Source organism: Streptomyces sp. NBC_01508 (assembly GCF_045040315.1).
GTDB lineage: Bacteria > Actinomycetota > Actinomycetes > Streptomycetales > Streptomycetaceae > Streptomyces.
The window spans coordinates 1647181-1666185 of the sequence record NZ_CP109419.1 but is presented as its reverse complement, the minus strand read 5'-3'; the positions used below and the strand labels follow the sequence as shown (position 1 = coordinate 1666185).

General features: G+C 71.2%; 6 protein-coding genes. 1 reads left to right on the top strand and 5 read right to left on the bottom strand.

Translation table 11 applies throughout. The annotated features are described in order from the left end of the window. The first annotated feature begins 2 nt into the window (after nucleotides 1-2). On the top strand, nucleotides 3-1193 hold the full coding sequence (locus OG700_RS07360; RefSeq protein ID WP_405610714.1) for an MFS transporter: 1191 nt from the start codon (nucleotides 3-5) through the stop codon (nucleotides 1191-1193). A gap of 94 nt (nucleotides 1194-1287) precedes the next feature. On the opposite strand, the gene OG700_RS07355 is transcribed toward OG700_RS07360, so the two are convergent. From OG700_RS07355 to OG700_RS07335, 5 genes are read right to left on the bottom strand one after another with little or no spacing between them, the layout of a single operon-like run. Continuing rightward, the gene (locus OG700_RS07355; protein ID WP_405610711.1) at nucleotides 1288-1962 is read right to left on the bottom strand and encodes a 4'-phosphopantetheinyl transferase family protein; all 675 of its coding nucleotides are present in this window, start codon (nucleotides 1960-1962) and stop codon (nucleotides 1288-1290) included. Nucleotides 1963-1966: 4 nt separating this feature from the next. Next, complete coding sequence (locus tag OG700_RS07350; RefSeq protein ID WP_405610708.1) at nucleotides 1967-2698, bottom strand: thioesterase II family protein; 732 nt, start codon at nucleotides 2696-2698, stop codon at nucleotides 1967-1969. Next, entirely contained in the window at nucleotides 2695-8832 is a 6138-nt protein-coding gene (locus tag OG700_RS07345) for a beta-ketoacyl synthase N-terminal-like domain-containing protein (protein WP_405610705.1), read from the bottom strand. Before OG700_RS07345 ends, OG700_RS07350 begins: the two co-directional genes overlap by 4 nt. 5 nt (nucleotides 8833-8837) lie before the next feature. Further along, the gene (locus OG700_RS07340; RefSeq protein WP_405610702.1) at nucleotides 8838-12071 is read right to left on the bottom strand and encodes a non-ribosomal peptide synthetase; all 3234 of its coding nucleotides are present in this window, start codon (nucleotides 12069-12071) and stop codon (nucleotides 8838-8840) included. A 31-nt stretch (nucleotides 12072-12102) separates the two neighbouring features. Next, nucleotides 12103-19002 carry an amino acid adenylation domain-containing protein gene (locus OG700_RS07335; RefSeq protein WP_405610699.1) on the bottom strand — a complete coding sequence of 2300 codons (6900 nt, stop codon included), beginning with the start codon at nucleotides 19000-19002 and terminating at the stop codon, nucleotides 12103-12105. Nucleotides 19003-19005 lie beyond the last annotated feature (3 nt).

Sequence of the window (19005 nt, the reverse complement as noted above, 5' to 3'; positions counted from 1 at the left end):
CCTTGTTCCGTATCCAGGATCCCTTCCTCCGCGGCCAATTGGCGACAGCCGCCCTCTTCTCCGCACTGGGCTTCCAGTACGCCACCTGGGCCTCGCGCATTCCGACCTTCAAGGCCGATCTCGACCTGACGTCGGCCGAGGTCGGCTTCTTCCTGATGGCGGCCGGTATCGGCGCCGCCGTGTCCTTCCCGCTGGTGGCGCATCTGATGCGCCGTCTGGGCTCCCAACGGCTCGCGCTGCTGTCCACCCTCGGCCTCACCCTGATGCTGCTGGGCCTCGCGCTGGCGCCGAACTACCCGACCGCACTGCTCGTGATGGGCGTGGACGGTGTGCTCGTGGGGTGCCTGAACACCGCCATGAACGCGCAGGGGGCGGCGCTGGAGACGACCTTCGAGCGCAACACCATGGCCAAGCTGCACGCCACCTTCAGCGGCGGGTCGCTCGCGGCGGCGCTGCTCGCCTCCGGGATGAACGCGGTCACCTCGTCCGTCGTCGCCCACTTCGGCGTGGCGGCGCTCCTCCTCGTGCTCCTCGCCGTCTGCGCACGCGGCGGACTGCTCGCCGACGAAGGGTCCGCCGCGGCGGAGGAGAAGACGACCCGCCCGCGCACCCGGTGGACGCTGCCCACCGGCGTCACGCTGTGGATGTGCTGCGCGATGGCCTTCGGCACCGTCGCCGAAGGCGCCATGAACGACTGGTCCACGCTCTACATGGAGGATGTCGCACTGGCGTCGGAGCAGGTCGCGCCGCTGGGCATCGCCGTCGTCTCCGGAATGATGGTGGTGGCCCGCCTGTTCGCCGACGGCTGGCGCAGCCGCTGGGGTGACGGCAGGGTCGTCGTGCTGGGGAGCGTACTCGCGGGGGTGGGGCTGGGCGCGGCCCTGCTGGCCGGCGGTGTGGTGCCGGCCCTGCTCGGGTTCGGCGCCGTCGGCCTGGGCGTCGCCGCGGTCACCCCGTGCGTGTACGTCGCGGCGGCGAAGCGCGGTTCGGACACCCTGACGCTGGTCGCCGCCATGGGCACCACGGGGCTGCTGGCCGGACCCCCGATCATCGGATTCGTGGCGAACGCCAGCAGCCTGGCGTGGGGCCTCGGCCTGGTCTGCGTCTGCGCCTTCGTCGTCACGCTGTGCGGCAGCCGGATCCCGTGGGAGGCGGTGGCGCACCGGACCGAGCCACAACCGGACAGGGCATAGGTCGTGCTCCGAACGGCAGGCCCGTCCGGCCCGGACGCCCACGTGGGCGTCCGGGCCGGACGGGCCTGCCGTTCGGAGCTTCGCGGAGCCGCCGTCAGCAGACGGTGAACAGGTCTTCCGGCGTGGGCTCGGCGAGGGAGATGTCGCTCTCGTCCTCGCCGCATTCGGCGATCCAGTAGTCGCCCTCGTGGGTGACCTGTTTCAGGAGGGGACGGGTGTCGAGCCGTCCCCGCAGGACCGTCGGACGCCGGTTCGGCGGGGACACGCTGAAGGAGTTCAGCGGCACGCCCAGGCCCCGCCCGAGGTATTTCGTATAGCTCTCCTTGAGCGTCCAGATCTGTATCAGCCGGCGTGCCCGTTCACCGGTCGGCGCCGCGGCGATGTACGCGTACTCCTCCGGCGCGAACCGGTGCGCGATGTCGACGGCCCCCGCGCCGGTGTGCTCGATGTCCACGCCTATCTCCGTGGCACTCGTGGCACACGCCACCCAGCGCCCGGAGTGCGACAGGCTGAAGCGCGGCTGGGGGCGGTTCACCAGGAACGGTTTGCCGAACTCGGTACGGGCCAGGGTCAGTTCGCGGTCGGACAGGCCATGGCGTTCGAGTAGCGCGTAGCGCAGCAGCACCCCGGCCGCCAGGCACCGCTTCCGGTCCGCCGGGAAGTGGAACCTGTCCGCCCGTGCACGCCGCTCGGCCGGCACGGCCTGCCGGAACCTGTCCGTGCCGGCGTCCGAGAGCCGGTCGATGTCGAAGAGAAGGATCGTCGACACCGCGTCACCGCCGCTCGGCCGACGCCCTCTCCAACTGCCAGAGAGTCTGGATCCTGGACTCCATGAGGAGGGCCAACTCGGCCCGGTGGGCGTCGTGGAAGAAGTGTCCGCCGTCGAACGTGAACACCTCCAGCGGAACATCGGTGTAGTCCGCCCAGGGCCCGGTGGTGACCGTGTCGTCGCGGCCCTCCATGAGGACGATCGGACACCGCAGCTTCTCCCTCAGGGTGTCCTCGTACCCTCCCATCAGCCGCAGGTCCGCCTCGATGACGGGGGCGATGTACTTCACGAAGCCGGCGTCCCGCAGGACTTCCTCGCCCACTCCTCCGTAGCGGCGCAGCACGTCGTTGAAGCCCGCGGTGGAATCGAGCGCCCGCACGCGAGTGAAGCGGGAGTCGCACGGCGCCGACGAGCCCGAACCGAAGTACACCAGCGGGGGGTTGTCCAGGCGCTCCTGGCACAGCTTGGCGACCTCGTAACCGATGACACTGCCCATGCTGTGCCCCCAGATGGCATAGGTGCCACGGAAGACGTCGGCGAACTCCGCGAAGATCTCGCCCGCCAGCAGTTCGACCGAGGCCGGCATCGGAGTGCCGAGCCGGCGTTCCCGGAGCGGGTACTCGACTATCCGCAGATCGACTCCGCCCTGGAACGAGTGGCGCCACTTGCCGTAGTACAGGGCGCCCGCGCCCGCGTGCGGGAAGCACACGACCGGGATCTGTCGCACGTCGTTCACGAAGAACTCCTCACATTGTTCTTGTCCCGTGCCAGGTAACGGACTTCCTCGTCCAGGATCCTGACGATGTCTTCGGGCTCATCGGCCCACCCGCACATGAGGACCAGGTCCAGCCTGCCGTCGCCGGTCCTGGCCGCGCAGAAGCAGTCGGCGTAGCCGGTCGCCCCGTGGTCCCCGTGGTCCCCGTGGTCCCCGTCGTCCCCGTCGTCCCCGGCCGGCTGCTCCGGGGGCGTGTCCCACACCGCGTCGTACGCGTCCTCCACCTGGCCGGCGAAGTTGAACACGCACGAGGACCGGCCCCCCAGCGCCTTCACCGCGGCGGACACCTTCCGGTATCCGACGGCCGAGCGCGGATCGCCGCCGAGGTCCAGGAGGCTGATGTTGTGCCTGTTCAGCATGCGGATCTTCGCCGCGACGGCCGCCGCCAGACCGCCGAACTCCCGCCGGTCGCCGGGCACCACCAGGGGCAGACTGTCCAGGGCCATCCCCATGACCTCGGAGAAGTCCTCGTCCTGGAAGGTCCGGGACCGGACCACGATCTCGGCCGCGACCTCGTCCACCGAGAGCAGGCGGGCCACGACGCGTGCGTACAGGTGCAGGGCCAGCGAGAACGGCTCGGCCTCGGCACCGTCCTCGCCCCGCAGCGCGCCGAGGTCGACGGAGTAACCGACCCGGTGGACGGGGCCGTTCGCGTGCGGCGCCGATCTGTCGCGGATCGCGCTGCCCGCCCGCGCGTACCTCGTGAGTTCGAACCTCTCGACGATCTCGTCCGCCGTGATGCCCACGGGCCCCTGGCGGATCCGGTGCCGCAGGTGCCGGAAGCTCTTCGCCGCGGGCATCGCCCGGCCCGTCCCGGCCGCCAGCTCCTGATACCGCGTCAGCAGGTCCGCCCGGAGCGTCTGGCCGGAGGTCGCGTCGAAGATCGAGTGATCGAACCGGAACAGCAGGTCGTGGGCCCGCTCGTGGTACTTGACGAGCACCACCTCGTACATCGGCTTGTCCAGGAAGTCCGAGGCCAGGCTCCACTCCCGGTCGGTCAGCCGTACCCGCGCCTTTGCCTGCCGGCGCGGAGTCAGCCCGGACAGGTCGATCCTCGGCAGTACGACGCCGCGCGGCGCCTCGAACTCCTTCCACCGCAGTCGGCCGAACGACCGGGTCAGGAAGCTCCGCAGGAGGCCGTGCCGACCGATCACGTCGCACAGCGCCCGCTCCAGGATGTCCGCGTCGAGCGGTTCGCGGAACTCCACCACGTAGGGCTGGAGGCGGCTGTCGCTCGCGAAGTGGTGCCGTTGCATGGCGCTCGGCGGATACGTCCACCGCACCGGCCGCGAGCCGATCAGCCGTCCCAGCTCCCGGCCGCGCCCGTCGATCTCACGTAAGGCGGATTCGAGCGCGCCGTCCCCGGACGTCGCACCGCTCCCGATCCCGAGGGAGGCGAAGTCGCCCTTCGCCTCGAACTCCCGCTGCCGCGTGCCCGGCAGGATGTGGTGCGGATAGAGCGTGGCGGGCATGTTCAGATCGCGGATCTCGTGGACGACCCGGCCGTGGAGCGCGTCGTCCAGGCCGTCGACGAACAGGAGCAGCCGGGGGGCGTCCTCGCCCTCGACGGCGAACTCCCGCAAGGCGCAGGCCGTTTCCAGACGGCTGCTCAGCAGCGCCGCGAAGCTCTCGGGCGAGCCGGCCTCCGCGGCGGCCTCCGCGGCGGACCTGTCGCCTGACCTGTCGTCGGCCCGCTCCGTCGAACGCGTGAGGAACCGGGCCAGCGCGTCGACGCTCGGGTGGTTGTAGACGTCACCCGCGAGAACCTTGTGGCCCTGCTCCGCCAGCACGCTGATGAAGCGGACCAGCCTGACCGAGTCGAGTCCGATGTCGAAGATGTCGTCGCGCGGGCCGATGTGGTCGAAACCGAGCAGGTTCGTCAACTCCCGCCGCATGAGCGCCGTGACGTCGTCCCGCTCGTCACCGGGTGGGACCGCGTCCTGCTCCGCGGCCGTGGCCGCGGAAGACACCGGCCACAGGGCGGTGACGGCCATGCCGTGGTGGGCGGTGGTGATGCCGGAATCCCGCAGCTGCGACAGCAGCCGCAGCGCGGAGGAATCCCCGTCGACGACATGCGCGAACGAGTAGAGCCGCGTCACGTCCCCCGCTTCGTCGATCAGCCCGTTCTCGGCGAACCAACGGGTGACGCCGGCGTCCCAGCCGCGCCGGTCGAGTTCCGGTCGGGACAGGATCTGCCACGGGACGCCCCGCTCCCGGCCCACGTCGCGCAGCGCGCCGACCAGCGCGCGCCGTTCGGCCAGACCGAGACCGCGACCGAGACCGAGACCGCGACCGCGACCGAAGCCGGAGTTGTCGGCGCCGGTATCCGGGGTGGCGGCGTCCGGCGTGTCCCACAGGACGATCTCGTCGATCTCCGCGAGTTCACGGATCCGCTCGGCCGCCCCACGCGTCACCGCGCCCCAGGTCGCCCCCGTGACGGCCGGCGCGATCGTGACCCGCCCCCCGTCCCGTCGTCCCCCGTCCCCGTCCGCCACCACGGGCGGGCCGCCCGCCTCCGGGCCGAAGGGCACCAGGTGGACCGGACGGTCCAGCGGCCCGGCGGCCAAGGCGTCCAGCACCCGGCCGATGTCGCCGGAGCGGCAGAGGACCGCCGTACGGCCGGTACGGACGCCCGCCGTGTCCCGGTGGCCGTGCAGCGGCAGCATCATGGGGACGAACCGTTCGCCCTCGGTGTAGCGGGCGGCGGCCTCCTGGGGGCCGTCCTCCCGCAGCTCCCGCCGAAGGCACTCGCTCCACATGGCCCGGCCCTTCCTGCCCGTGAGCGGCGCGTCGCAGCGCAGCGCCCGCACCCGCAGGCCGGGGAACTCGTGGTTCAGGCCGATGACCTGGGGCAGGAAGTCGGGCCGGCCGCGCAGTTGGTCCGCGGTGTCCAGCACCAGCAGGTCCGTCACGCCCGGCTCCCGCATCCCCGGTACGGCGGCACAGAGGTCGCGCACGAGCCGGGTCGACGCCGCGTGGTCCTCGCGGTGGACGAGGAACGAGTCCCCGGCGAGGGCGGCCTCGTCCAGGTCCCGGACGAGCCGCTTCAGATCCTCCGGGTGGTCCGTACGGACGACGGCCCCGGACGGCCCGTCGAACCGGTACGCCGGGCCGAACGTGACGTAAAGCGCCCGCCAGTTGGGGATCTCCGCGAGTACTCGTCCGAGCTTTGCGGCGTCGTCGGTGAGGACCACCGGCATGCGCGGCTTCTCCTTCTCGCGCAGCCGCGGCAGCATGGTCCGGGACCAGACCAGGCCGAGAGCCGGCAGGGGGCCGTCGGCCCCGGCGGGCCCCGCGTACGCCGCGACCGCGCGATGCGGCGCGACGGCCGCCCCCGCCCCCGCGTTCACCTTGTCGTCGGAGTCCGCGAGCATCCGGTGGAACTCGCTCACATCGACCGGGTACTCGGTCCTGTCGAACGGATAGAGCGGCAGGTGCAGTTTGCGGGGGGCGCGGCCGTCGTGGAACGCCTTCCAGTCGAGAGCGACCCCCGCCTCCCACAACTTCCCCACGGCGCGGGCCAGATGTTCGTCGTCGCCCAGCGTCTCCATCCGGTGCCGCAGCATGTTGACGGCGGTGACGTCCGACCCGCGCCCGGTGGTCCGTACGAAGGACGACAGCGTCTTGCCGGGACCGACCTCGGCGAAGAGGGTGTCCCCCCGCGCCAGGACGGTCTCGACACCGGCCTTGAACAGCACCGTCCGGCGGATGTGGGTGCAGTAGTACTCCGGGTCCACGGCCTCGTCCGGCGTGATCCAGGTGCCGGTCACGTTCGACACGTACGGAATCGCCGGCGGTGCGAACGTCACCCGCCGCGCCACCTCGCGGAACTCCTCCAGCATGCTCTCCATGTACGGGGAGTGCGCGGCGTGGGCGAGATCCTTGACCCGGTTGAAGTCGATGCCCCGCTCCGCGCAGCGGCGTTCGAACTCCCGCACGTCCGCCACCGATCCGGAGACCGTGCAGTCCTGGGGGCTGTTCACCGCGGCGATCACCAACGCGTCGGGCAGCATCGACCGGACGGCGTCCTCGGACGACTTCACCGAGGTCATCGCGCCCTCGGGGGTGGCCGCCATGAGGCTGCCCCTGGCCTGGACGAGACGTATCCCGTCCTCCAGCGAGAACACCCCGGCCACGCAGGCGGCGGCCAGTTCACCCGTGCTGTGCCCGATCATCCCCTTGGGCTCGACGCCCCACCCGATGAGGGTCTTCGCCAGGGAGTACTCCAGCATGAACAGGATGAGCTGCGCCGTCTCCATCGAGTTCAGCCGCTTCTCCGTCGCGGCGTGATCACCGAAGAAGACCTCGCGGGGGACCGCGTTGCCCAGCGCCTCGCCGATCGAGAAGCACTCCTCCAGCCGCGTACGGAAGGGCTCCTCCCGCTCGTACAGATCGCGCGCCATTCCGAGGTGCTGGGAGCCCGTCCCGGTGAAGAGGAAGTGGACACTCCGGCGGGAGTTCTTCCCGAGGTGCGCCGGCTGCTCGTCCGCCTCCAGGGACTCCTGAAGACGCTCGCGCAACTGACCGGCGTCCGCGAAGTCGACGGCGTAGCGGTACGGGAGCTGCCGCTGGCGGTTCTGGAGCGTCCAGGCGAGGTCGCCGCCGTCCATGTCCGGACGCGCCACCAGGTGCTCGGCGACGTTCCGCTTGATCCGTCCGAGCGCGTCGGCGGACGAGGCCGCCACGACGAACGTGTGGTGCCGCCGCCCGGCCGACGCCGCTGCCGCGGCACGGGGCGGTGCCTCCTGAAGGACCACATGCGCGTTGGTGCCACCGATTCCGAACGCGCTCACGCCCACCCGCATCGGCAGCGCGTCGTGCGCCGGTGAGTGCTTGCGCCGCAACTCCTCCTGCCGCCCCACCACGTAGAAGGGGCTGCCGTCGAGGCTGATGGCGGGATTCAGCTCCTCGAAGTGCAGGCTCCGGGGGACCGTACGGGTGGCGACGATCTTGCACGCCTTGATGAGCGAGGCCACGCCCGCCGCGGTGTCCAGGTGCCCGATGTTCGACTTCAGCGAGCCGAGGCCGACCGTTCCCTCGGCACCGGGGCCGAACGCCTTGCGCAGCGCCTGGATCTCGATGGGGTCCCCGAGCGCGGTTCCGGTTCCGTGCGTCTCGACGTACGACACGTCGGCGGGCGCCACCTTGGCGACACGGTGCGCCTTGCGGATGACCTCGGCCTGTCCCTCGATGCTCGGCGCGGCGTAACCGACCTTGCGATTGCCGTCGTTGTTGGTCGCCGAGCCCTTGATCAACGCGTAGACACGGTCGCCGTCCCGCAGGGCGGTCTCCAGGCGCTTGAGCACCACGGCCCCCGCTCCGTTGCCCTCCACGGTGCCGGCGGCGTCCTTGTCGAACGCCCGGCAGCGGCCGTCCGGGGAGTGGATCATGTTCGGCTGGTAGCGGTAGCCGCGCCGGTGCGGGAGGGTCAGGCCGCTCCCGCCGGCCACCGCGATCTGGCAGGCACCGGTCCACAGATACCGGCAGGCCATGTCGATGGCGACGAGCGAGGTCGAGCACCCGGTGTGCAGGGCGAGCGCGGGCCCCTTGAGACCGAGGGCGTACGCGATCCTGGTGGCCGCGAAGTCCTTGTCGTTGAGCTGCATGCCGGCGAACAGCATGCCGGACCGGGAGAGGGACGTGCGCAGCGTGTGCGCCTCCCAGGGCAGGTTGTTGGTCGCCCCCAGGAAGAGGCCGATGGATTCGCTCCGCCCCTCCGCCGAGTATCCGGCGTCCTCCAGGGCGTGGTAGACCTCCTCGTGCAACGCCCTGACCTGCGGGTCCAGCATCGCCGCATCCGCCGGCGTGTAGTTGAAGAAGGTGGCGTCGAAGGTCTCCAGGTTCGGGAAGACGCCGCGGGCCCGGACGTAGTTCTCGTCACCCAGCTCCTCGGGGGCGACCCCCGCCGCTGTCAGCTCCTCGTCGGTGAAGTGGGACACCGCGTCGACCTCCTCGACGAGGTTGGTCCAGAAGTCGTCGAGGTTCTCGGCGCCGGGGAACCGCCCCGCCATGCCGATGACCGCCAACTCCAGCCCGGTGTGGCCGCGTTCGGATTCCTTGTACTCGGACACTGCCGAGACCCCCTTCTCACTCATCCCGTTCACTCATCGCCGAACTGCGTCAGCAGCAGGCCGGCCCTGAGGGCCGCCTCTTCCTCTTCGCGCTCTTCGGCGGAGGCGGCGGAGGAGCCGTCGGAGGCGGCCTCCGCGCCCGTGTCCGGTGCGTCGAGATACGCCGCCAGCGCGGCGAACGACGTGTGCTCGAAGAACAGGGGTACGGGGACCTCGCGGCCCAGCCTCTTGCGCAGGCGGTTGCTGAGGGTCACCAGGTTCAGGGAGTTCAGCCCGAGGTCGAAGAAGTTGCGGTCGACATCGATCTCGACACCGGGCAGCAGGTCCCGTGTGATGTCGAGCAGCGTCCGCTCCGTCTCGGACGACGCAGTGCGCACCGTCGCACCGGCGGCGCCGGCGGTGGACGGCGCCCGGTAGGTCTCCAGCAGCCGGCGGTCGACCTTCCCGCTCTTGTTGAGCGGGAACTTCCCGACCGGTACCAGCAGCGCGGGCACCAGGTATCCGGCCACCTTGTCGGTGAGCGCCCGCCGTACGGTGTCGGGCGACAGCCCGCCGTCCGAGAGGTAGTAGCCGCGCAGGCTCTTCACCCCGTTCTCCTCGACCGCGAGCACGGCGGCGCCGTTCACCCGCTCGACCGACGCCAACGCGGCCTCGACCTCGCCCAGTTCGACCCGGAAGCCGTTGACCTTCACCTGGTCGTCGGTGCGCCCCAGGTAGTCCAGGACGCCGTCGGGCGTCCGGCGGACCAGGTCGCCGGAGCGGTAGAGCCGCTCGCCGGGCAGGGCGGGGACCCGCACGAACTTCTCGCGGTTCAGCTCGGGCCGGTCGCGGTAGCCCGGCGACAGACCCTCCCCGCCGAGGCACAGCTCGCCGACCGCCCCCGGCGGCAGGGGGTTGAGGCCGTTGTCGAGGACATGGGCGGTGGTGTGGTTCAGGACCCGCCCGATGGGGATCCGCTCCCTGGCCAGATCCTCGGCTTCGATGTGGTGGACCACGGAGAACACGGTGTTCTCGGTGGGGCCGTAGCCGTTGGTGATCCGGATGCCGGGGCAGGCTTCCAGCACCTTGGCCGTGTGCCGCTTCGACACGGCGCTGCCGCCGACGAGGAGTTGGTCCAGCGAGCGGAAGATCCCCGGGTCGTGTTCGCACAACTGCTGGAACAGGGGCGCGGTCAGCCAGAGTCCGCGCACCCGGTGACGTTCGATCAGGGTGCGCAGCCGGCCGCCGTCGAGGACGTCCACCTCGTCGGGCAGGACCAGCTTCCCGCCGAACAGCAGGGTGCCCCAGATCTCGAAGGTGCAGGCGTCGAAGGCGGGGGAACTGGTCATGAGGACGACCTGGTCGGCGCCGAACGCGAAGTACGTCTGGTCGGCGAAGAGCCGCTGGATGTTCCGGTGCGTGATGTGGCAGCCCTTGGGCCGGCCGGTCGATCCGGAGGTGTACATCAGGTAGGCGATGTCGTCGCTCGTACCCGTCGTCCGGGGGAACGGCGGCTCGCCGTCCGCCGGCTGCGGCCCGTCGAGAAGGACCGCCCGCACCCCGTCCGGCACCAGACCGGCGAAGTCCCCCACCGTGCACAGGTGGTGGACGTCCGCGTCGTCGAGGATCCGGGCGATCCTCGGGGCCGCGTCCTTGGCGTCGACCGGGACGTAGTGGCCTCCGCTCTTCAGTACGCCGAGCATCGCCGCGATCAGCTCCGGGCGGCGGTCCGCCAGCACGCCGACCCCCGCGCCCGGTCCGGCGCCGAGGTCGCGCAGCCGCCGGGCCACGGCGTCCGACCAGCGGTCGATCTCCCCGTACGTGTACTCCTTGTCCCGCCACACGACGGCGGTCCGGTCGCCGTGGGTCCGCACGATCGCGTCGAAGCGGTCGATGACGGACGGTTCGGCGGCGAGCGGCGACGCCGGGGGACCGTTCTCGGCGGGGCCGCCGTGCTCGCCGGGAGGCGCGATCGCGATCCGCCGGACCTCGATCGCCGGGTCGTCGACGGCCGCCGTGAGGACGCGGACCAGGGCGGCCTCCACCGTCTCCATCAGGGCCGGGGTGAACAGGTTCGCGTTGTACGTGAAGGTCACGCCGAAGTCCGCGAGGGGGTTGACCACGATGTGGAAGTCGTAGTCGGTCCGCTCGAAGACGTCGACGCCTTCGAGCCGCAGGCCCTCGTCGTCGGCGGCGAACTCCTGGAGCTGCTGGGACAGCGGATAGTTCTCGAAGGCGACCACGTGGTTCAGCAGGCCGCTCTTGAGCGGTGTACCGCCCTGGACCTCGTGGAGCGGGTAGTACTGGTACGGGACGGCCGTGCGGTACGCGTCCCGCACGATCCGGCACAGCTCGGCGAAGCCGGTGTCCTCCTGGGTCCTGACCCGGACCGGCTGGGTGTTCACGAAGAGGCCGACCATGTCGCCGACGCCGTCCAGGTCGATGTCGCGGCCCGACACCACGCTGCCGAACACCACGTCGTCGGTGTAGTTGAACTTCTGTAGGACGACGCCCCAGGCCGCCTGGAACGCCGCGCTCTGCGTCACCCGGTTCTCCCGCGCGAACCGCTTCAGCCCGGTGTACAGCTCGCCCGGCAGGGTGAACCGGTGGGTGGCCGCCAGATATCCGGCGGCGACGCGGGTGCCGGGCAGCCCGGCCGGCCGTTCGTAGCCGTCCAACTCCTGCGCCCAGTAACGGCGGGCGTCCTCGCCGGGCTGCCGCTCGGACCACGCGGCGTAGTCGCCGTACGCGCGTGCCTCGTGCCGCTGCTGGACCGTGCCCGTCGTGACGAGCGCGTCGTAGTAGCCGAACAGGGTCCCGAACAGGGGTCCCAGGGACCACCCGTCCAGGATGATGTGGTGGAACGTCAGCACGAGGTGCCACCGCTCGGCACCCGTACGGATCAGCGTCGCTCTCAGGAGCACGTCCTTGCCCAGGTCGAAGCCCCTGGCGCGGTCGGCCGCCTTGAACGCGGCGACCGCCCGCGCGGCGTCGGGGGCGCCCGTACGGTCGAGGACTTCGAGCGGGGGCGCCCACTCCTTGAGCACGATCTGATACGGGTCGTCGGTGTTCCGGAAGGAGAAGACGGAGCGCAGGACGCCGTAGTGGCGCGACAGGGCGGCCAGCGCCTCGCGCAGGTGGGCGACGTCGACCTCGCCGGTGCCGGTGAAGTCGAACTGCTCGACGTAGGCGTCCGATTCGCCGTCGGCCGCGTAGGTGAACAGCATCCCCTTCTGCATCGCGGTGAGGCTCGATATGGACTCGATGTTGTCTCTGTCAACCATGAGGAAGGTGTCCGTTCGGGGTTTTGTTTACCTAGAGGTCGCCGACGAGGTCGGCCAGGATGTCGTCGACGACGGCCCGTTCGATCGACGGGGCGTGGACGACGCCCCGCCCCTCGCCGGCCGTCAGTGCCTCGCGGACCTCGTGGAACGCCGTCCCGATCGCCCCGGTGAGGGCCGGGCCGGTCCCGTTCTCGCGCCAACTCCGCGGATAGCGGACCTCGAAGACCACGTCGTCGCCGGTGCGGTGCACCGTGATGTCGAGGACACCCGGCGACCGGTACGCCGCGTCGGTCGTGATGTCCCTGGCGAGATGGGCGATGCCGACGTCGCCGCCGTTCTGGCTGCCCAGGTAGTTGAAGCTGATCTGCGGGCGTACGCTGGCGAGGAGGGCGTCCCGGTCCGGGCCGTACCGCAGCAGGGCGCCGAACCCGACGCCTCTGCCGGGCAGTTGCCCGAAGGAGCGCCGCACGGACGCGACGGTCCGCGCCGCGTCGTCCGCCACCCTCACCAGGTGCGGGAAGGTGCTGGTGAACCAGCCCACCGTGCGGCTCAGATCGTGATCCCGCGCGAGGGGCTCGCGGCCGTGCCCCTCCATCGTCACCAGGACGCTGTCGCGGCCGGTCACCGAAGCCACCGCACGGCCCACCACGGCGACCAGGACATCGGCCGGTCCCGCCCCGTGGCCACGGCGCGCGGCGTCGAAGAGGCGGACGCCGTCCGCCGCCGCGTCCGTGAGCCGCAGCGAATCGGCGACGCCCTCGCCGCGTGCGAGGTCCGCCTCGTCGAACAGCCGGCCGGTGGCCGCCGCCTCCCGCGCCAGCTCCGTCCAGTAGGGGAGCTGCGGGCCGAAGCCGCCCTCCCGTGTGTACCGCTCCAGCTCGGCCGTCCACGCGGGGAACGACATGGTCTTCGGCGGGAGTTCGGCGCCGGGGTAGGCCAGGCAGCTGATCAGGTCCTCGACCAGGATTCCCCACGACACCACGTCGACGGCCAGGTGGTGCACAGCCAGGGCGATCTGGCGCCCCTCGTCGCCCAGTCCGGCGGCGAGGGCGACGACCGGACCGCCCAGGACGTCCACGCGGGCCTGAAGCGCCGAGAGATATGCGGGGACGTCCGCCTCGGACAGGCCCTTCGGCGCCTCCTGCGTGTGGATCAACCGCCGCGCGTCGGTGTCCCGGATGCGGAGCCCACCGTGGTCGTCGATCTCCACCCGGAGCATGTCGTGGTACTCCACCAGCCGGCGCACGGCGTGCGTCAGCCGGTCGAGCGGGTGCGGTGCGTCGAGCGTGATCAGCAGGCTCTGGTTGAACAGCCGCGTCCGGTTGTCGGGGACGGCGAGGAAGTCCCGCTGTACGGGGCCGGGTGCGACCGGTCCCGTCAGCGGCTCCTGCGGGTGGTCCTGCCCGTGGTCCTGGCCCTGCTCTTGGCCCTGGCCGTGGTCCTGGCCGTCGGAGGGGGCCGGTGACGCGGCGTCCGCCGCCCGCTGCGCCAGCAGCCGGACCGTCTGGTGCTCCAGCAGGTCCATGGCCCGTACGGCGATGCCGTGTTCCTTCAGTTTGGCGACGATCTGCATCGCCTTGATCGAGTCGCCCCCCAGCTCGAAGAAGTTCGCGTCGATGTCCTCCACCGGGACGCCGAGCACGTGTGACCACGCCGCCGCCGTCCGGCGCTGGAGCTCGCCGGCCGGGCGGGTCGCCGAGGCACGGGGAGCGACGCCGGGTTCGGGGAGTGCCGCGGCGTCGACCTTGCCGTTCTTGTTCAGCGGCACCTCGTCCGTCGCGACGACGAACGGCGGGACCATGTAGTCGGGCAGCCGGCGCCGCAGCGCCGAGCGCAGTCGCGAGCCGTCCCGCTCGGCGCCGTCCGCGTACCGCACCCACAGGCACAGCGTCCTGCCGCCGGTGCCCGACTCGCGGACCGCGGCGTGCGCCCACTCCACGTACGGCTCCGCCAGCGCGGCGGCGACGATCTCCTCCAACTCGACGCGGTGGCCCCGCAGTTTGACCTGCTGGTCGACGCGCCCGTGGTAGTAGAGCAGGCCGTTGCTCTTGAACGCGGCGAGGTCGCCGGTCCGGTAGAGCCGCTCGCCGGGGAAGGCCGGTGCGGTGACGAACCGTTCCCCGGTCAGGTCCGGCCGGTTCAGATAGCCGTCCGCCAGGCCGGAGCCGCCGATGTACAGCTCGCCGACCGCGCCGATCGGCACGGGACGCATCCGCTCGTCGAGCACCCGCAGCGAGGTGTCCGTGACGGCCCGGCCGATCGGGATCGCGTCGTCGTCGTCCAGTTCGTCGAAGACGTGCACGGCGGCGAAGACCGTGGTCTCCGTGGGGCCGTAGCCGTTGGCGACACGGCCGGGGCCCAGCAGGTCGAACGCCTTGCGGATGTGCGCGGGGGAGGCGGCCTCGCCTCCGCAGAGCACCCGGCGGACACCGGCGAGGGTGTGCGGGGCGTAGTCGATCAGCGTGTTGAACATCGACATGGTGATGAAGAACCGGGTCACCCCGTGGCGCTCGATCGTGGCCCCGAGCCGCTCCACGTCCAGGACGGACTCCTGGTCCGTGACCACGAGCGAGGCGCCGTTGGTCAGCGCCCCGTACATGTCGTAGACGGAGCCGTCGAACGAGTAGTCCGACAGCAGCAGGAAGGTGTCGTCGGCGCCGGCGTCGGCGAAGGCGGCCCGGTGGGCCACCCGGAGCACGCCCCGCTGCCGGATCAGCGCCCCCTTCGGGACACCGGTGGTGCCGGACGTGTACATGATGTAGATCGGGTCGTCCGCACCCCCCGGAAGGCCCGGATCGGCCGCCGCCCGCGCCGTGTCCGTCTTCCCCGCGCCGTCCGTCTCCCGCCCGCCATCTGTCTCCCGCCCGCCGTCCGCGTACGCCTGGAGCTCGTGGAGTTCCAGGACCCGCAGCCGGTCCGAGGCGAGCCGATGGGCGTCCGGCAGCCGGGCGGCGGACGTGAGCAGGACGTCGGCCCCGGAGTCCGCCACGATCAGCCGCAGGCGATCGACGGGGAACCCGGTGTTGAGCGGGACGTAGTGGCACCGCGCCTTCAGGACACCGAGGATCGCGGCGACCATGTCGAAGGACCGGTCCATCAGCAGCGCGACGGGGGAACCCGGCGCGATCCCCTGCCGGATCAGACCATGCGCGACACGGTTCGCGCGGATGTTGAGTTCGCCGTACGACAGCCGCGTCTCGCCGGTGATCAGCGCCGTCTTGTCCGGGTCGGCCGCGGCGTGCTGTTCGAAGAGCCGGACGATGTCCCTGCTCTCCAACGGCCCGGCCGGACCCGTGGTGACCTGCCGCAGCAGCTTGGCCTCCCGTGCGGGGACCAGCCCGAGCGCACCGGCCGGGTCACCGTCCCGCGAGGCGAGTACGGAACGGAGCAACTGCTCGTAGCGCCCGGCCCAGAGCCCGATCGTCTCCTCCCGGAACAGCCCGGTGGAGTACTCCCACATCAGCAGGAGCCCGTCGTCCGTCTCGCGGGTGGTCAGCGTGAGGTCGTACTTGGCGCTGCCGTCGTCGTACTGGACGAGCTTCTCGCCGCCCATGCCCATGTCGGCGTTCTGGTGGACGAAGCAGACGTCGAACAGCGGTCGGCGCCCGGGTTCGCGCGGCGGGGCGATGTCCTCGATCAAGAATTCCAGCGGACAGTCCTGGTGCTCGAACGCGCCGAGCACGGTCGACTTCAGTCCGTCGAAGAACGCGTCGACACCGGCCTCGGGATCCGTGGAGACACGCAGCGGCAGCGTGTTGACGAACATGCCGACGAGGTTCTGGTACGTCAGGTCGGGCCGGCCCATGACCGGGGCGCCGATCACCACGTCGCGCTGTCCGCTCAGCCGGGACAGCAGTTGCTGGAACACGCCCAGGAACAGCGTGTACGGGGTGATGTCGTGTGCGCCGGCCCAGCGCTTCGCGGCTTCGAGCAGCGGCCCGTCCACCGTGGTGAACAGCTTCGCGCCCTTGCCGGCGAGGGTGTCGGTCCTGCGCCGGTCCGTGGGGAGCCGGAGCACGGGCACCCCGTCGCGGAACACGGCGGCCCAGTGCTCCCGTTGCGGCAGCAGGGCGTCGCGGTCCTCGCGGGCGAGCAGTTCGCGCTGTGCCGCGCGGTAGCTCTTCGGCAGCGGTGGCAGCTCCACGCCCCGCGCGACGGCGTCGAGTTCGCGCAACAGGACACCCATGGAGACGCCGTCGGTGACGATGTGGTGCATGTCGATCGCCAGGCACGTCACACCGTCGTCGAACGCGAAGCACGCGGCGCGCAGCAGGGGCGCCGAGTCGAGGCGGAACGGGCGGACGAAGTCCCGCATCTCCGCGCGGGCCAGGCTCTCGTGGCTCTCCTCCCGGACGGGAGCGTCGAGCCGCCTGCGCTCGACCGACACCGGGGCACCGGCGTGGACACGCTGGAACGGCTCCCCGTCCACCGTGTGGAACGTCGAACGCAGACTGTCGTGCCGCGCGACGAGGGTGCGCAGCCCGGCCTCCAGGGCGGCCACGTCGAGCGTGTCCCGCCGGACGACCAGGCCGCCCTCGTTGTAGGCCACCGAATCCTCGTCCCGCCGGCTCGCGAAGAACACGCTGCGCTGGGCGGCGGTGAGCGGCAGCTCGTACTCCTCGGCGCCCCGTTCCCCGGTGCCCCGTCCCTCCACGCCCTGTTCCTCGGAGTCCCGGCGGGGCGGCGGCTCTTGGCCGGACCCGCCCAGGAGCGACCGGACGTGCTCGTCGGTGAGCCCGTGCTCCCGGACGACCACCTCCGCGAAGTCGTCGAAGACCCGGTCCGCCAGCAGCGTGGCGGCGGGGATGTCGACGCCGAACTCGGCGTTGAGGGTCTGGGTGATCCGCAGCGACGAGATGGAGTCCCCGCCCAGGGCGAAGAAGTCGTCCGTGCCCCGGATCACGGGGTAGCCCAGGACGTCCGACCAGACCCACGCGATCACCTTGCGGGCCGGGGTGGCGTCCTGCTCACCGTGCAGGCGCGACGGCTCCGCGAGCGGACCCGGGACCGGTTCGGCCGCGGCCGACGCGCCCCTCGTCGCGGGGCGCGCGTCCTCGTCCCACAGCCGTACGTGGTGGAAGAGCTGCGGCGGCAGTGACACCCGGCGCACGTCCGCGTCGCGGTACAGGCCGGCGAACGGCCGTGGCCGGGCGGCGAAGTAGCCGGTGACCGCGTCCTGAAGGTGCCGCGACGACTCCGGGAGGGTGGCTGCGGGCGGCGCGGGCGCCGGGCCGTTCGCCCGCAGGACGAGCGGCGACCCGCCGGTGAGCGGCGCCCCGTCCCCGGCGACCCGCTCGCCCTCCTCCCGCGTACGCAGCAACCGCGTCAAGCCCTCACGGAGAGCGGCACGGCTGTCGCACACGACGACCGCCCGCACGGGCTGGTGCTCACGGCCCGACTGCATGGTGAAGCAGATGTCGTCGACGCGGTACTTCGGACGCCGGTCCAGATGCGCCAGTTGGCGCGCCGCGGTCTCGGCCAGCAGTTCCTCGTTCCGGGCGGAGATCGGGTACAGGAACACGCCCTCCGCCTCCGGCCGTGCCGGCGCGGCGGGCGCCTCCTCCAGCACGACGTGGCAGTTCGTCCCGCTCAGGCTGAAGCCGCTCACACCCGCCCTGCGCGGTGTCTGCGACTCCCACGCGGTCGTCCGGTCCTGCACATAGACCGGCGACCGGGGGAGGTCCATGAGGTCGTTCGGGACGTCGAAGTGGAGCGAGCCGGGGATGACCCCTCGGTCGAGGCAGAGGAAGACCTTGATCAGCGACGCCAGACCGGCGGCGCCGACCGTGTGCCCGATGTTGGTCTTCACCGAACCCAGCCCGCAGAACTGCTTCTTCGTCGTGAACTCGGCGAACGCGCTGGTGAGTCCCTTGATCTCGATGGGGTCGCCCAGCGCCGTCCCGGTGCCGTGCGCCTCGATGTACGAAAGCGACTCCGGTGGGATGCCGGCCCTTCTCCACGCGCTGACGAGCAGTTCCTTCTGGGCTCGGGCGCTCGGTGCGGTCAGGCCGTTGCTGCGGCCGTCGTTGTTGACGGCACTGCCGAGGACCACGCCGTAGACGTGATCCCCGTCCGCGACGGCGCGCGACAGGGGCTTGATGTACAGCCCGGCCACGCCTTCGCTCCACACCGTGCCGTTCGCGGCACCGTCGAAGGCCCGTACCCGGCAGTCGCCGGACTCGGCCCCGTCCCCGATGCTCGTCGGTGCGAGCAGGAGGTTGACCGCCGCCACGAAGGCCGTGTCGCAGTCGCCCTGCCGCAGCGCCTTCATGGCGGTGTCCAGGGCGACCAGACCGGACGAGCAACCCGTGTCGACGACGGTGGCGGGACCGCGGAGGTTGAGGTGGTACGCGAGACGGCTGGCGAGGATGCCGGACCACGATCCGGTGAAGGCCGAGAAGTCGAGCTTCGAGAGGAACTGGAGGTACGACGTACTCATCCGGTGCGTGTGGTCGTTGCCGACGAAGATGCCGACGTTCGCCCCGTACAGCTCGCTCTTGGCGTACCCGGCGTCCTCCGACGTCTCGACCAGAACCTCCATCAGATTCCGGTGGTACGGGTCGATCTCCTTCGCTACCTGCGGCGGTATGCCGAAGTACTCCGGGTCGAAGAGGTCGATCCGCTCCAGATAGCCGCCCTTGCGGAGCCGGGACGTGGTGTCCACCCGCCGCAGGTCCTCCTCCCGCGCCTTCGGGAAGTCCCCGATGTGCTCCCGGCCTTCGAGCAGATTGGCCCAGAAGCGCTCCTTGTCGGGCGCTCCGGGGAAGCGGCAGGCCAGCCCCACGACGGCGACCGGCTCGTCCCCGGTGCGCCGCGGCTCTCCGATCGCCTTGATGAACTCCTTGGCCCGCCCCACGTCGAGCCGGTCGTCCTTGACCTGCATGAGCAGGTACTTCAACAGCTCTTTCTTGGTGTCCGGTGGTGTCGGCATCCT